A 14,374-nucleotide genomic window follows, 5' to 3' on the forward strand; every position below is an offset into this window, starting at 1 on the left:
GCCTCAGGGCCGGGTGTCCGCTTCCTCGTCGTCCTTGGGGATCCGGCAGCAGTACTCCAGGTAGAGGGCCGCGCAGATCAGCACCACGCAGGAGAGGAACGAGCCGCCCGCGACGAAGAAGTCGCGCCGCGGGGTGTCCTGGCCCAGCAGTTCTATGACGTGCAACACGAACCCGGCGAAGACGCCGCCGAAGACCGCCCCGGCGTAGGCCGACGCCTTGGCCAGCGCCGCCAGCCGGGCCACGACCATCGGCTCGACCGGCTTGGTCTCGTGCCTGCCCTCCAGCCGAGCCCTGGTCATCCACCCGCTGTACGCCTCGCCGATCGCGAGCAGCAGCATGGACGGGATGGCGCTCCACGGGACCGTGGGCAGCGTGCCGTACATCCGCTGGAGGATCAGCCAGGTGATCGCGGCGAGCGCCACGATGATGGCGACGAGCGCCATCGGCCGGGTCGGCCTCACATCGGCACCTGCAACGTGCGGTCGGCCCGCAGGCGCACGCCCGCCGTGCCCACGGAGGCGGCCAGTTCGGCCACCGGGCCGTGTCCGGGCAGGACCGCGGTCGGGTCGGCCTCGGCCCACGGGACCAGCACGAAGGCGCGCTCGTGCGCGCGGGGGTGCGGCAGGGTGAGCTCGCCGTCGTCGCAGGACTGGTCGCCGACGACGATCAGGTCCACGTCGAGCGTGCGCGGGCCCCAGCGCTCGCCGCGGGCGCGGCCGAAGGAGTCTTCCACGCTCTGGGCGCGTTCGAGCAGGGCCCGGGGCTCCAGCATGGTCTCGGCGATGACCACGGCGTTGAGGTAGGGCCCCTGCTCGGGGCCGCCGACCGGATCGGTCTCGTAGACGGGGGACACGGCGACGAATGCCAGGCCGGGCGCGTCGAAAATCGCGTCGATCGCGCCCTGGAGGGTGTCGAACCGGCGGCCCAGATTGCTGCCGAGGGAGAGGACGACCTTCATGTTCGCCTCCTGGTGATCGTGACGATCACGTCGTCGAAGGGCAGGGGGATGGGGGCGGCCGGTTTGTGCACCCGGACCTCGGCCGCGTCGACCAGCGCGTCGGCCAGGCACACGTCGGCCAGCCGCTGGGCGAGCGTCTCGATCAGGGCCACCGCCTCGCCCTCGACGACCCTGGCCAGCCGTACGGCCAGGTCTCCGTAGTCGACCGTCTTCGCCAGGTCGTCGCCGGCGGCGGCGGGTGCGGTGTCGAGGAACAGCGTGACGTCGACGACGAACTCCTGACCGAGCGCGCGCTCGGCCGGCAGACAGCCGTGAAACCCCCGTGCCCGTAGCCCCGACAGTGTGATCGTGTCTGTGCCCGGCACCGTCACGCCGGTTCCTCCTCCTCGTCGTCGTCATCGCCCTGCAGGACGGGCGAACCATGGTGCATCCACAACCGCCAGCCCTCGGTGGTCCTGACGAAGGTGTTGCTCGCCACGACCTTCCCGGCGGCGAAACTCGAATCGCCCTCGTCGCCGGCGGTCAGGATGTTCTCCGCGCAGGTGAGCACGGCGACGTCGCCGAAGACGGTGACGTTGACGTCCGTCAGCACGAACTGGATGTACGGCGTGTTCGCCATGATCAGCGCCCACGACCTCAGCACCTCGGAGCGGCCCGTCAGCAGCGGCCAGCCGGGATGCACGCACCCCACCTGCAGCCCTTCTGAGTCGGCGGCCCAGACGTCGGTCATCGCGTCGAGGTCGGCCTCCTCGATGGCTGTGTAGAACGTCTGATTGGCCGTCTCGACGGCCACCGTGTCGACGCTCATCTGCTCCCTCCACGGGTCCATGCGGCCGCCACCCGGACGGCATCGGCGTTGGGCCCCACCCGGTGCACCCTGACACACCAGGCTCCCGCCCGCGCGGCGAGGGCCGTCACCGCGGCGGTCGCGTCGTCACTGCGGCTGAACGGGCGGGGGGTTCCGTCGGGCCCCGGCAGCAGGCGGCCGAGGAACCGCTTCCGCGACGCGCCGATGAGCAGCGGGTAGCCCAGTTCGGCCAGCCTGTCCATGCCCGCGAGCAGGGACCAGTTGTGTTCCGGATGCTTGGCGAAGCCGAGCCCGGGATCGAGCACGATCTGATTCTCCGGCACGCCTTCCGCCAGCACCAGATCGACCCGCTTGGCCAGCTCCTCGCGCACCTCGGTCACCACGTCGGCGTACACCGCGCGGCTCTCCATGTCGTGGCTGTGCCCCCGCCAGTGCATCACCACGTACGGCACGCCGGCGGCGGCGACGACCCTGGCCATGCCGTGATCGGCGAGTCCGCCGCTGACGTCGTTGACGAGTTTGGCGCCCGCCTCGACGGCCGCCTGCGCCACCTCGGCCCGCATGGTGTCGACGCTGACCGGGACGCCCTCCCGGTCCAGCGCCCGGATCACCGGGACCACCCTGGCCAGCTCCTCCTCCAGGGACACCCGGGCCGCGCCCGGCCTGGTGGACTCGCCGCCGACGTCGACGATGTCGGCGCCCTGACGGACCAGCTCCAGGCCGTGCCGGATCGCCGCGTCCTCGTCGAACCACTGGCCGCCGTCGGAGAAGGAATCAGGCGTGACATTGACCACGCCCATGACCAGGCACCGCTCCTCGGCGGGCATTCCGGGCACACTCCACGTGGTCATGCCGACAAGCCTAGGTCTTCCGCATCTCCGATCGGAGCCACGGGTCCGCCTTCCGGATAACGAAACGGCCCGTCGACCGGGTTGTCCGGTCGACGGGCGGTTAGGGGATCGGGGATCGAGCGCAGGGTCACGTGCCCAGGATCAGCGACATCGCCTCGGCACGGGTCTTGTCGCTGTCACGGAAATCGCCGCGCACGGCCGAGGTGATGGTTTTCGCCCCCGGCTTGCGCACCCCCCGCATGGTCATGCAGAGGTGCTCGCACTCGATGACCACGATGACTCCTCGCGGCTCCAGCACGTGCATCAGCGCGTCGGCGATCTGGGAGGTCATCCGCTCCTGGACCTGGGGGCGCCTGGCGTAGACGTCGACCAGCCTGGCCAGCTTGGACAGGCCGGTCACCTGGCCCTTGGCGTTGGGGATGTAGCCGACGTGGGCGACCCCGTGGAACGGGACCAGGTGGTGCTCGCAGTTGGAGTAGACCTCGATGTCCTTGACCAGCACCATCTCGTCGTGCTCGACCTCGAAGACGGTGGTCAGCACGTCTTCGGGGGTCTGCCCGAGCCCGGCGAACTGCTCCGCGTAGGCGCGGGCGACGCGGGCCGGGGTGTCCAGAAGGCCGTCCCGGTCCGGATCTTCACCGATCGCGATCAGGATCTCGCGAACGGCCTTCTCGATCCGGGCCGAGTCGACCTTCAGTGGCTTCTGACCCACTCAGGCCCCGTCTCGCGGAACCACGTCACGGGGCTCCGCACCGGTCCCCGCCGGGAGCGCGCCGTTGCCGGTCTGCTCCTTACGGGAGAGCACGGGCGGGCGGTCCGACGGGAGCCGCTTGCCGTATCCCGCATAGGAGGGGCGGTGCTCCTTGACGACGACGGGGGCGAAGACCTGGAGCACCATGTCGCGGGAGAGGGTCTCCTTCTCCATGAGCTCCAGCACCAGGTTGTCGAGCACGTCGCGGTACTCGACCAGGATGTCCCACGCCTGATCGTGCGCCGACTCGATGAGCCTGCGGACCTCTTCGTCGATCGACGATGCGATCTTCTCGGAGTAGTCGCGCTCGTGACCCATCTCACGGCCGAGGAAGACCTCGCCGTTGCCGCTGCCGAACTTACGGGCGCCGAGCTGCTCGCTCATGCCGTACTCGGTGACCATGCGGCGGGCGATGGTGGTGGCCTTCTCGATGTCGTTGGAGGCGCCCGTGGTGGGCTCGTGGAAGACGAGCTCCTCCGCCGTGCGTCCGCCCATCAACATCGCGAGCTGGTCGTTCATCTCCGAGCGCGTCGCCAGGAACTTGTCCTCCATCGGCAGCGTCATCGTGTAACCGAGGGCGCGGCCGCGGGACAGGATCGTGATCTTGTGGACCGGGTCGGAGTTGGGCAACGCGTGTGCCACCAGGGCGTGACCGCCCTCGTGATACGCGATGATCTTCTTCTCCTGGTCCGACATGACCCTGGACTTGCGCTCGGGGCCGGCCATCACGCGGTCGATGGCCTCCTCCAGCAGCTCCATCGTGATCAGCTTCTGGTCGGCGCGCGCGGTGAGCAGCGCCGCCTCGTTGATCACGTTGGCCAGGTCGGCGCCGGTGAAACCGGGGGTCCTGCGGGCGATGACGTCGAGGTCGACGTCCTCCGCGAACGGCTTGCCCCGGCCGTGCACGCGCAGGATGCCCTTGCGGCCTTCCAGGTCGGGCCGGTCCACGGTGACCTGCCGGTCGAACCGGCCGGGCCGCAGCAGCGCCGGGTCGAGGATGTCGGGCCGGTTCGTCGCGGCGATCAGGATCACGCCGCCCTTGACGTCGAAGCCGTCCATCTCGACGAGGAGCTGGTTCAGCGTCTGCTCGCGCTCGTCGTGACCGCCGCCGAGACCGGCGCCGCGATGGCGGCCGACCGCGTCGATCTCGTCGATGAAGATGATCGCCGGAGCGTTCGCCTTGGCCTGCTCGAACAGGTCACGGACTCGGGAGGCGCCGACACCGACGAACATCTCCACGAAGTCGGAACCCGAGATCGAGTAGAACGGCACTCCGGCCTCGCCGGCGACGGCCCTGGCGAGCAGGGTCTTGCCGGTGCCGGGCGGGCCGTACAGCAGAACGCCCTTGGGGATCTTCGCGCCGATCGCCTGGAACTTGGCCGGGGCCTGGAGGAACTCCTTGATCTCCTGGAGCTCCTCGATGGCCTCGTCCGCGCCCGCCACGTCGGCGAATGTCGTCTTCGGCGTGTCCTTGGTGATGAGCTTCGCCTTCGACTTCCCGAAGTTCATCACCCGGGAGCCGCCGCCCTGCATCTGGTTCATGATGAACAGGAAGATCAGCACGATGATGACGAAGGGCAGGAAGCTCACCAGCAGACCGAGGAGGAAATTCTCCTTCGGCACGTCTACGGTGTAACCCTTGGGCAACTTGTTGGCGGACTTTGCGGCCTGCAACTGCTGAGCGAGCTGGACTCCCTGGCCGGACACCCACGAGGAGTAGTAGCGCTTACCGTCGGTCAGTGTGACCTCGATGCGCTGGTCCTTGTCGATGATCTTGGAGCTCGAAACCTTGCCCTCGTCGATCCAGGTCACGACCTGTGAGGTGTCGGTCCGCTCGAAGTTGCCGTCGCTGCTCCACATGGTGGTGACGAGCAGGAGCAACACGACGATGCCCAGGATCCACAGGAGTGGCCCACGTGTAAATCTCTTGAGATCCATCCGATGCGGAACCCCGACGGGCCCGTCCCTTCCTGACCATGGCCTGGCACCCGGGTACTACACCGGTCGATTCCGCCTCGCCTCGCATGACGCCCGATCGCTCTCACGATCGGCGCCGTGTCCGGCTCCGCTTCCTCGCCCTCCCGGGTCGCGGCATCCCTAACCGCTCCAACGGACTACCCGGAGGCGACAACACGTCACCTCCTTCGGAGTCCGAAGGTACACCGGCGTGCCGGGCTCGGTAACTGCCCGGGCACCACCGGTTCTTGCCCTACCAACGTACGTCAGCCGTGGCGGTGTTCCCGGCGGGTGCGGCCAATGTCAGCCTCTGTGCGCATCCGCTTCGCCCAGGGCGTATTTCCTATTCCGTTCCGCCGTATACGTGCGGCGCCAGCGTCCCGATGAACGGAAGGTTCCGGTAACGCTCCGCGTAGTCGAGGCCATAACCGATGACGAACTCGTTCGGGATGTCGAACCCGATGTATTTCACCTCGATCGGCACCTTGTTCGCGTCAGGCTTGCGCAGCGCGGCGCAGACCTCGACCGAGGCGGGATCACGCGACTTGAGGTTGTGCACCAGCCACGACAGCGTCAGCCCGGAGTCGATTATGTCCTCCACGACCAGCACGTGCCGTCCGGCGATATCGGTGTCGAGGTCCTTCAGCACCCGCACCACCCCGGAGGACCTGGTGCCCGCGCCGTACGACGAGACGGCCATCCAATCCATCTCAAGCGGCACGCTCAACGCCCTGGCCAGGTCGGCCATGACCATCACGGCACCCTTGAGCACACCGACGATCAGCAGGTCCTTGCCCGCGTAGTCCGCATCGATCTTTCCGGCTAGTTCTTTGATCTTCGCCTGGAGCTCGTCCTCGGAGATGAGGACCCGCTCCAGGTCCCGGCCCATGTCGGCTGCGTCCACCTGGGGTGTTTCCTTCGCGTCAAAAGGTGTGGCTGCGCACGTCCGGAATCAACCGGACGCTCTGGCGAGAACCAGGGTGCCACACCTGCGTACGGCGACCACCCCCCCGGGCAGGTCCACGCCGCGCTGCCCCCGCCACGCGGTCACGAGCCGGTCCGCCGCCAGGACGTGCGCCGCCGAGACCGACCCCGAAGGGGCTCCCGCCGCGACCGCCGCGCGCCGCACCACCCGCCGCCGCACCGCGTCCGGCAGACCTTCCAGCACCGGTACGGCCAGCGCGACCGCTCCCGGCTCCAGCGGAATATCGCTAAGAGCGAAATCGACGCTCGCTGCTACATAGGCGGATTCTGCCCATTCGTCCAGGGCATCCGCATCCTCGCGACACAGCCGCGCCGTACGGGCCAGCGCCTCCGCGACGCCCGGGCCGAGCTCCTCCTCCAGAACCGGCAGCAACCGCCTCCGCACCCGCACCCGGGTGAAGCGCGGGTCGAGATTGTGCGGGTCGTCCCACGGAGCGAGGCCGAGCGCGGCGCAGGCCGCCGTGGTCGTCTCCCGGGACAACTGGAGGAACGGGCGGCGATATCGTCCCGCCACCGCCGCCATCCCCGACAGCGAACGCGTGCCGCTGCCGCGCGCGAGGCGCAGCAGCACCGTCTCCGCCTGGTCGTCCCTCGTGTGGCCGAGCAGCACCGCAGCGGCCCCCAGGCGGTCTGCGGCCTCCTCCAGCGCGGCGTAGCGGGCCTGCCGGGCGGCGGCCTCAGGCCCGCCCTCCCCGCCCACCACGGCGTGGAGCGTCTCGGCCGGCTCCAGGCCGAGCCCGGACGCCAGCCGCAGCACCTCGGCCGCCTGCACGGCCGAGCCCTCCTGCAACCCGTGGTCGACGGTCACCAGTCCCCCACGCAGGCCCGCGCGCGGCGCGACGAAACCCAGCGCGGCGGCCAGCGCCAACGAGTCGGCGCCGCCGCTGCAGGCCACCAGGACGAGCGCGCCCGGCCCCAGGTCGGCCAGCGCCTCCCGCAGGGCACGGCGGACGTCGGCGACGGCCGGATGCGGGCCCACGGGAGGTTAGCCGACCGCGGGCGGCGCGTCGCCGTCGACAGAACCCGGGTCGGCGGGCGGCGCCGGGGCGGCGCCGTTGGCGATGGCGGCGGTGGTGACGACACGGGCGATCCAGCGGGCGGGATCGGCGATCTCCCCCTGGTCGGGCAAGGTCTCCGGCGAGGTCCAGACCTTGTTGAACCCGTCCATCCCGACCTGGTCGACCACCGTCTTCACGAAGGCGGAACCCTCGGCGTACTGCTTCATCTTGAGATCGACGCCGAGCAGGCGGCGAATCGTGCGGTCGAGCCGGGAGCCGCTCTCCCGCCGGTGCTGGAACTTCTCGCGGATGTCGGCGACCGACGGGACCACGGACGGCCCCACCGCGTCCATGACGAAGTCGCCATGGCCCTCCACCAGGGTCATCACAGCGGTCAGCCGGCTGAGGATCTCCTTCTGCTCAGGCGTCTGGATGGCGTCGATCAGGTTGCCCTCGCCACCGCGCACCGCGTCGGCCACCGCGTCGGCGGCCGAGCGGAGCCGTTCGAGCAGCGTCGGCAGGTCGAGGTCGGAGGCGAGCAGGAACTCGGTCATCTGGCCGCGCACGTACTCACGCAGCCACGGCACGCCGGTGAACTGCACCCGGTGGGTCTCCTCGTGCAGGCAGACCCACAGCCGGAAGTCGCGCGAGTGCACGCCCAGCTCACGCTCGGCGTGGACGATGTTGGGCGCGACCAGGGTCAACCGGCCGATCGGCGCCTGCCCCGAAGGATCGGGCGGCAGGAACAGCTCGTACTGCCCCAGCACGCGGGACGCCATGAACGCCAGCACCGCGCCGACCTCGACGCCCGTGATGCGCGAGCCGACCGCCGAGACGATGGCCGGAGCCTGCCCGCGGTTGGCCGCCATGCGCTGCGTCAGCGGCTCCAGCACGACCCGGAAGCCCTCGACGTTCGCGCGGATCCACCCCGGCCGGTCGACGACGGTCGCCGCCTGTGGCGCGGTCGCGGCGTCGATCCTGGTGAACTCGCGCACATGGCTCTCCGCTTCACGGGAGAGCGTGCGCAACTCGGCGACGGCCTGCCTGGCCTCCTCCCGGCTCACCTGAGGGCCGGGGCGCACCAGGCGCGTTCCCGTGGACACGGCGAGTTCCCAGTCGATCACCTGCATACCGTCCACCGTACGTTGTTTATGGCGACGCTGCGCGCCTGCCTGATGCGACGCTGCGCGTCGCGGTTCGGGCGCTCACACCCGGCGGCTTCCCTCGTCGTTCATCCGCTCCTTCGTCGCTCCTTCTCTCCTCAGTCCAGCCACCGGCGCGCCCTGTTTGATTGCGACGCTGCGCGTCGCGGTTCGGGCGCTCACACCCGGCGGCTTCCCTCGTCGTTCATCCGCTCCTACGTCGCTCCTTCTCTCCTCAGTCCAGCCACCGGCGCGCCCGAACGACAACCCTGGCTCGCTCGGGGAAACCCTTCCTCAGCATTGGCTGCGGCGGCGCGCCCGAACGAGAACCCCTGGCTCGCTTCGTCAAAACTTGGGTGGCTTGTTAGCTCAACGCGACGACTGTGGCTAGGCGGTCTAGGGCGGCTTCGGCTTTTCCCCAGGCGAGGGGGACTCGGTCGGCCATGAAGGCGAAGGTGAGGAGGCGGCCGTCGGTGGTGGTGGCGATCCCGGCGAGGGTGTTCACGTGGTTGAGGGTGCCCGTCTTGGCCCGGACCAGGCCGAGCCCGGGTTTGGCGTCGTTCCTGGTGAAGCGGCTGCCGAGGGTGCCGGAGAAGCCCGCGACGGGCATGCCGCTGACGACGGCGTGCAGGTGCGGGTGGCTGGGCGACAGGGCGACGGCGAGCAGGCGGGCGAGGCCGGCGGCGCTGATCCGGTTGCGGGTGGAGAGGCCGCTGCCGTCGACGACCCGGATGCCCTGGTCGGCGCCGAGCCGCTTGAGGACGCCCTGGACGGCGGGGGCGACGTTCGCGAAGGTGGCGGCCATGCCCTCCTTGATCGTCAGATGCCGGGCGAGCGCCTCCGCCAGATCGTTGTCGCTGAGCGTCAGGGTCCGCTCGACCAGGGCGTAGACGGGGGCCGACACGACCTTGGCGAGCTCCTCGGCGCCGGCGGCCGCCTTGGACTCCTTGATCGTCTTGCCGGTCGTCACGCCGTACTTCCTGAGCAGGGTCGCGAAGGCGGTGGCGGCCGTGCGTGAGGGGTCTGCGACCCGTTGGGAGCTGTCGGGGTGGACGCGGCCCACGTCGATCGCCAGCGCGCTCACCGGCGCCACGCTGCCCTCGGGGACGTAGTTGGGTTTCCAGCCGGGGCCGATTCGCGAGCCGCTGAAGAGGGTGTCGTCGTAGGAGAGGGTGACCTTTGTCACTCCTTGGGCCTTGAGGGCCATGGCCGTGCGCTGGGCGAGCTGGGCGAGAGACGCCTGTTTGGGATAAGCGGGGCGGGCGGGCGCCTTGGGGCCGAGCAGGGTGGGGTCGCCGCCGCCGACGAGGATGACGGAGTTCTTCACCGGACCGCGTACAGCCCGGGTCGTCAGGCGGGTGTCGGGGCCGAGGGAGGCGAGCGAGGCGATGGAAGTGACGATCTTGGTCGTCGAGGCGGGCGTGATGACGGTCCCGGAATCGGCGCCGTACAGCACCTCGCCGGTGCCGACGTCGATCACCGCCGCGCCGACTCGGTCTCCCAGCGCCGGGTCACCCAGCGCGTTCTTGAGCCTGCTCGCCAAAGTACTCTTGGTCGGGAGAGGTCCGTTTCCACCCGCAGCCAGCACTGGTCCCGCGGTCACGACGGGAACGGGCGGCGGCTTGGCCGAAACGCTCGGACGTGGTGCCCGCTCGCTCAACGCGCTCAGGCTGATGTCGTTGGTGATCACGTAAACGCCCGCGACGACCACGAAGGCCTGCAGCAAGACGAGAGTGACCAGGGCCACCCATCGCTCGCGCCGGACCACGTCGCCAACCTCTCTTATTACGGGTATTACGCCTACGAGACATTAATGCCCAACCGGGGTGCCCGGGGGCTTGAGCGGAGGAACCGCGGTGGACTTCGACGTTGTCGTTGAGATTCCCAAGGGGCAACGGAACAAATATGAGGTCGATCACAAGACTGGTCGCATCCGCCTGGACCGGCTGCTGTTCACCTCCACCCAGTATCCCGCCGACTACGGTTTCATCGAGCACACGCTCGGTGAGGACGGCGACCCGCTCGACGCGCTCGTCCTGCTCCAGGAGCCGACCTTCCCCGGCTGCCTGATCAGTTGCAGGGCCGTCGGCATGTTCCGCATGACCGACGAGAAGGGCGGCGACGACAAGGTGCTGTGCGTGCCGTCGACCGACCCCCGGATGGAGCACATCCGCGACATCCACCACGTGCCCGAGTTCGACCGGCTGGAGATACAGCATTTCTTCGAGGTCTACAAGGAGCTTGAGCCGGGCAAGTCGGTCGAAGGCGCCAACTGGGTCGGCAGGGTCGAGGCGGAGGCCGAGATCGTGAACTCGATCAAGCGGGCCCAGGACCAGGACGGCCTGCACTGACGACCGCGGCGGGCGCGGCCCGGTTCACCCTCCTCACCCCGGTCACCCGGGGCGGGTCGCGCCGACCAGGTCGCTCCGCCAGATCGAGGCGATCCGCACCACGTCGCCGGTCTGCGGAGCGTGCACCATCATCCCCTTCCCGACGTAGATGCCGACATGGTGGATGTCTCCGGGATTGTCGGTGATCTGACCGAAGAAGACCAAGTCACCACGTGCGAGCGCGTCGGTGGGAATGTGCGGCCCGGAGGTCCACTGGGTGCCCGTCCAGTGGTCGAGCCGGACGCCGACCTGCTCCCACGCGCGCATGGTCAACCCCGAGCAGTCGTAGGTGTCCGGCCCCGCCGCCGCCCAGACGTACGGCTTGCCGAGCTGGCCGAGCGCCCAGGTGACCGCGATGTCGCCCGCGGTGCTGCCTCCGGCCATCCAGCCGGGAACCCCCTGGGGGATGGAACGGTCCACGGCCGCGGCCCGCCGGTAGGCCAGGCGCTGCGCCCTGGTCCTGGCGGCGGTGAGGCGTTTCGCGATGGACTTCTTCTCCCCCCTCAGCGCGCGCGTGGCGCCCCGCTGGCGGCTCACCGCGGCATGGGCCGCCGCCCGGGCGGCTTTCACCCGCTCGGCCGCCACCCTCCGCTCCTCGAAAGCGTCCTGCGCCTGGCCGCGCAGGATGGCGGAGACCTGCTGGGCCTCGCGCACCCGCTTGAGCAGCTCGGCCTGCGCCCCGCTCATGTACTCCAGGACGCTCGCCTGATGCAGGAAGCCGGCGGATCCGCCACCGTCGTCGGCGACCATGCCGATCATCGGGCGGGTCAGGTCGACGCCGCCGTAGCTCTGCGCGGCCAGCATCGCCACCGTCGCCCTGGTCTCGGCCACCCTGCCGTCCGCCACCCGCAACCGCTCGGTCGCGCCCTGGTAGGCGGCTTCGGCGTCGCGCAGCCGTACCATCTCGCCGTTGTAGGCCTCGACGAGCCGTTCGACGTTCGAGCGCAGGTCCTGGAGCCGGGTGCGGGCCGTGGCGAGGTCCGCCGTCGCCGCGCCGAGCCGTTGGGAACGGTCGCGGACGGTCTGGCGAGCCTCGGCGACCTGGTCGGCCGAGGGCCTGGGATCGGCGGCGGCGATATTGGTTGTGATCATCAGGCAGGCCAGCCCGATGAGGGATGCCGTTCTTCGTCGTGCACCAGTGGAGTACATCGTGTCCCCCTCTCCACTTGCGTTCCTATCGTCACGCTATGCACACGATTCCCATCCGTCACCGTGCGCACACCTATTGTGATGGCTCGCTGGTGGGAGTGGGTTCCGGCGTGCTGCTCACGGTCGGCGTGGGGGTCGGCGTCTGAGGCTGTGTCGGAGACTGTGTCGGCGGTTTGGTGGGGGCGGGGGTCGGGGTCGGGGTCGGGGGCTGCGCCGGCGGGCTGGTGGGTTTCGGCGAGGGAGCGGGGCGGGGACGCGGGCGGTTGTGGTGCTCCCTGGGAGACGGTCGTTCCTCGGGCCGGAGCGGGGAGCGTTCGGGCGCGCGTGAAGGGGGCGCAGGGGGGCGCGCGCTCCTCTTCCCCCTGGGCCCGGGGGCGGGCGTGTCCGTCGGGGCGGAGGTCCGCCACGTGGGGCTCGGGCTGACGGAGCGGTAGACCTGGGGGCGCACGGAGAAGCCCTGGGGCATGGGCTCCAGCTCCACCGGGACCCATTCCGGCTTCGGCTGCCAGGGAAGGCGGATACCGGGCGGCTCCCCGGTGGGCGGGAAGGCGCCGGAGGCGATGCTCGCAATGGCGTCCTGGGGCGTCTGCCCGAGATGGCCGGACACCAGGACCCCCGCGATCACCGCGGCCACCGCCGCAACCACCCCGACCAGCGCATGACGGCCACGATGATCCCTTTGCGCGCCCCCCACGGGAAACCCGGCGGCGTCCAGCGGACCCACCCGTCTCGCCACGTATCTGCGGTAGGGGACCAGTTCCGGGTCGACGAAGCAGCTCATCACCCTGACGCGGAGCGTCTCGGGAACGGTGGCGGCGGGCAGCAGGTTGAACACCTTGGCGGCCGAGACCTGCCGCCGGCGGTGCGGCGCGCAGGTCTGGCACCCCTGAAGGTGCCTGATCACCCGTTCGCGCAGGGTCCGCGTGAGGTCGCCCGCGAAGCCGCTGAGGATCCGGGCGCGCTCCGGGCAGTCGTACGGCCCCTTCCTGACGATCAGTTCCGCGGACACCGCGTCGTGCAGGACGTCGCGGGCCGTGTCGTGCGCCTCCTGCGCCCGGCGCTCGGGCAGGCCCACGACCAGCGCGATGTCGGGGACGGACAGGTTGTGCGTGGTGGCTAGGTCGAGGATCTCGCGGTCGGCCTCGGGCAGGCTCATCGTCGCGTTCCACGAGATGAGCCGCAGATCGGCGTCACCCGCGTCCTCGAACGCGGGTGACGGGCCGGCGACCGGTCTCCCCCCGCGGCGCACGCATTCGAGCCGCGCGAGCGCGTAGAGCCACGGGCGCAGGCGGGCGGGATCGGTGAGCGCGTGAATGTGCGCTTCGGCCGCGATCAACGTGTCGCGGAGCGCCACCTGCGCGCTGTCGAGTCCTCCCAGCGAGGACAGGCAGAATCGGTAGATGCTCTCGGCGTACGAGTCATAGAGCGCAGCGAGGGCACCCGGGTCGCGGGCACGCAGGGCCTCGACCAGGACGCTATCGTTCATGTGACGGATGGTAAACGTTCGGTAACTGCTAGTTCTACCGATTCTGAGACGTCGCTATCGGTTATCTCTGCCGCGACGACGACGACCGCCTGGAATTCATACTGATAAGTCCGTTACTGCGGCCCGGTCCCCGCCAGCACCTGGCCGCCGCGGTCCTTGGCGAACGGAGCCGTCTTCGGCTTGACCGTGTGCTTGGAGATCGCCCCGCCCAGCGCCAGTTCCTCGTACGGCCGGCTCGTCGTTCCCCAGGTGCGCGCCACCACCTCGGTCTTGGCCACCCCGCGCGGCATCCCGTCCACGGTCAGGATGAACCTCGGCTGGTTGTCGGCCCGCACATCGTCCACGAAGGTGCTCGCGCCGCCGATCAGCCTGCCCCTGTCGTCCCTGAGCAACGCCGTCACGGCCAGGCTGCCGGCCGCGAGCCGGTACGGGTTGCCGACCCGGCCGGTGACCAGGTAGGCGCCGTTCTTCTGCCGCCTGGTGATGACGTCGCTGACCGGGAACGGCTTGAACGCCGAGGTCACCCTGGCCGCCTGCTTCCACTGCGCCGGCTTGTAGGTGATGTTCACCTGCGTCGGCCGCTGCACCGCCATCGCCTGCCCGCTGAACGCCAGGGTTCCCGCCGGAGGCACCGCGTCCAGCGGCTGCTCCATCCGGACCACTTCTTTCCCCTTGGCACTCGACGCCACCACGGTCGCGACCACCTGCTCGCCGAAGTGCCACGGATTCCGGTTCCCGAGCACCGCCGCCCAGCTCACCAGATATCCGTCGCGTCCCTTGACGATCGACGACGACTGCTCCCGCACGGAGAGCGGCTGAAGCGGCACCGGCTTGACCTCCTCACCGGCACACCCCCCGAGAACCGCCACCCCGACGACAACGACACCCACAACCCACCTA

At 69.9% G+C, this 14,374-nt stretch carries 15 protein-coding genes; 1 reads left to right on the forward strand and 14 read right to left on the reverse strand.

Translation table 11 applies throughout. The features are described 5' to 3' along the window. Positions 1–3 precede the first annotated feature (3 nt). From MBA17_RS19155 to dacB, 11 genes are all read right to left on the reverse strand, one after another. Entirely contained in the window at positions 4–462 is a 459-nt protein-coding gene (locus tag MBA17_RS19155) for a DUF3180 domain-containing protein (RefSeq protein WP_238497860.1), read from the reverse strand. Then, positions 459–959, reverse strand: coding sequence for a 2-amino-4-hydroxy-6-hydroxymethyldihydropteridine diphosphokinase (gene folK, locus MBA17_RS19160; protein ID WP_238497861.1), 501 nt, complete (start codon positions 957–959; stop codon positions 459–461). Before folK ends, MBA17_RS19155 begins: the two co-directional genes overlap by 4 nt. Further along, positions 956–1,330, reverse strand: a complete 375-nt coding sequence (gene folB / locus MBA17_RS19165) for a dihydroneopterin aldolase (protein ID WP_238497862.1) — start codon at positions 1,328–1,330, stop codon at positions 956–958. Before folB ends, folK begins: the two co-directional genes overlap by 4 nt. After that, on the reverse strand, positions 1,327–1,767 hold the full coding sequence (locus MBA17_RS19170) for a nuclear transport factor 2 family protein (RefSeq protein ID WP_238497863.1): 441 nt from the start codon (positions 1,765–1,767) through the stop codon (positions 1,327–1,329). The genes folB and MBA17_RS19170 overlap by 4 nt, the downstream gene beginning before the upstream one ends. Continuing rightward, positions 1,764–2,618, reverse strand: coding sequence for a dihydropteroate synthase (gene folP, locus MBA17_RS19175; protein WP_455432794.1), 855 nt, complete (start codon positions 2,616–2,618; stop codon positions 1,764–1,766). Before folP ends, MBA17_RS19170 begins: the two co-directional genes overlap by 4 nt. 127 nt (positions 2,619–2,745) lie before the next feature. Next, the gene (folE, locus tag MBA17_RS19180) at positions 2,746–3,330 is read right to left on the reverse strand and encodes a GTP cyclohydrolase I FolE (RefSeq protein WP_238497864.1); all 585 of its coding nucleotides are present in this window, start codon (positions 3,328–3,330) and stop codon (positions 2,746–2,748) included. Continuing rightward, complete coding sequence (gene ftsH, locus MBA17_RS19185) at positions 3,331–5,307, reverse strand: ATP-dependent zinc metalloprotease FtsH (RefSeq protein ID WP_238497865.1); 1,977 nt, start codon at positions 5,305–5,307, stop codon at positions 3,331–3,333. It abuts the gene before it with no gap. Positions 5,308–5,668: 361 nt separating this feature from the next. Next, positions 5,669–6,229 carry a hypoxanthine phosphoribosyltransferase gene (gene hpt / locus MBA17_RS19190; RefSeq protein ID WP_238497866.1) on the reverse strand — a complete coding sequence of 187 codons (561 nt, stop codon included), beginning with the start codon at positions 6,227–6,229 and terminating at the stop codon, positions 5,669–5,671. 48 nt (positions 6,230–6,277) lie between these two features. Further along, a complete protein-coding gene (gene tilS / locus MBA17_RS19195; RefSeq protein ID WP_238497867.1) occupies positions 6,278–7,288 on the reverse strand; it encodes a tRNA lysidine(34) synthetase TilS in 1,011 nt (336 codons plus the stop codon). A 6-nt stretch (positions 7,289–7,294) separates the two neighbouring features. Beyond that, positions 7,295–8,437 carry a zinc-dependent metalloprotease gene (locus tag MBA17_RS19200; protein WP_238497868.1) on the reverse strand — a complete coding sequence of 381 codons (1,143 nt, stop codon included), beginning with the start codon at positions 8,435–8,437 and terminating at the stop codon, positions 7,295–7,297. A 376-nt stretch (positions 8,438–8,813) separates the two neighbouring features. Next, positions 8,814–10,217, reverse strand: coding sequence for a D-alanyl-D-alanine carboxypeptidase/D-alanyl-D-alanine endopeptidase (gene dacB / locus MBA17_RS19205; protein WP_238497869.1), 1,404 nt, complete (start codon positions 10,215–10,217; stop codon positions 8,814–8,816). A gap of 88 nt (positions 10,218–10,305) precedes the next feature. On the opposite strand from dacB, the gene MBA17_RS19210 reads away from it, so the two are divergent. Beyond that, positions 10,306–10,800, forward strand: a complete 495-nt coding sequence (locus tag MBA17_RS19210; protein ID WP_238497870.1) for an inorganic diphosphatase — start codon at positions 10,306–10,308, stop codon at positions 10,798–10,800. A gap of 42 nt (positions 10,801–10,842) precedes the next feature. On the opposite strand, the gene MBA17_RS19215 is transcribed toward MBA17_RS19210, so the two are convergent. The 3 genes from MBA17_RS19215 to MBA17_RS19225 form a co-directional block, all read right to left on the reverse strand. Next, the gene (locus MBA17_RS19215; protein ID WP_238497871.1) at positions 10,843–11,931 is read right to left on the reverse strand and encodes a C40 family peptidase; all 1,089 of its coding nucleotides are present in this window, start codon (positions 11,929–11,931) and stop codon (positions 10,843–10,845) included. A 130-nt stretch (positions 11,932–12,061) separates the two neighbouring features. Continuing rightward, entirely contained in the window at positions 12,062–13,474 is a 1,413-nt protein-coding gene (locus tag MBA17_RS19220) for a hypothetical protein (protein ID WP_238498016.1), read from the reverse strand. 113 nt (positions 13,475–13,587) lie between these two features. Next, positions 13,588–14,301 (reverse strand): hypothetical protein, encoded by a 714-nt coding sequence (locus MBA17_RS19225; RefSeq protein WP_238497872.1) that lies wholly within the window; start codon positions 14,299–14,301, stop codon positions 13,588–13,590. Between the last annotated feature and the right edge of the window lie 73 nt (positions 14,302–14,374).

The organism is Dolomitihabitans soli (assembly GCF_022213955.1).
Classification (GTDB): Bacteria; Actinomycetota; Actinomycetes; order Streptosporangiales; family Streptosporangiaceae; genus Streptosporangium_A; species Streptosporangium_A soli.

Bases quoted from the DNA above. Each gene is read 5' to 3' on its own strand.
- folK (WP_238497861.1), bottom strand. From the start codon at position 959: ATGAAGGTCGTCCTCTCCCTCGGCAGCAATCTGGGCCGCCGGTTCGAC.
- MBA17_RS19220 (WP_238498016.1), bottom strand. From the start codon at position 13,474: ATGAACGATAGCGTCCTGGTCGAGGCCCTGCGTGCCCGCGACCCGGGT.
- folP (WP_455432794.1), bottom strand. From the start codon at position 2,618: ATGACCACGTGGAGTGTGCCCGGAATGCCCGCCGAGGAGCGGTGCCTG.
- MBA17_RS19215 (WP_238497871.1), bottom strand. From the start codon at position 11,931: ATGATCACAACCAATATCGCCGCCGCCGATCCCAGGCCCTCGGCCGAC.
- MBA17_RS19170 (WP_238497863.1), bottom strand. From the start codon at position 1,767: ATGAGCGTCGACACGGTGGCCGTCGAGACGGCCAATCAGACGTTCTAC.
- ftsH (WP_238497865.1), bottom strand. From the start codon at position 5,307: ATGGATCTCAAGAGATTTACACGTGGGCCACTCCTGTGGATCCTGGGC.
- MBA17_RS19200 (WP_238497868.1), bottom strand. From the start codon at position 8,437: ATGCAGGTGATCGACTGGGAACTCGCCGTGTCCACGGGAACGCGCCTG.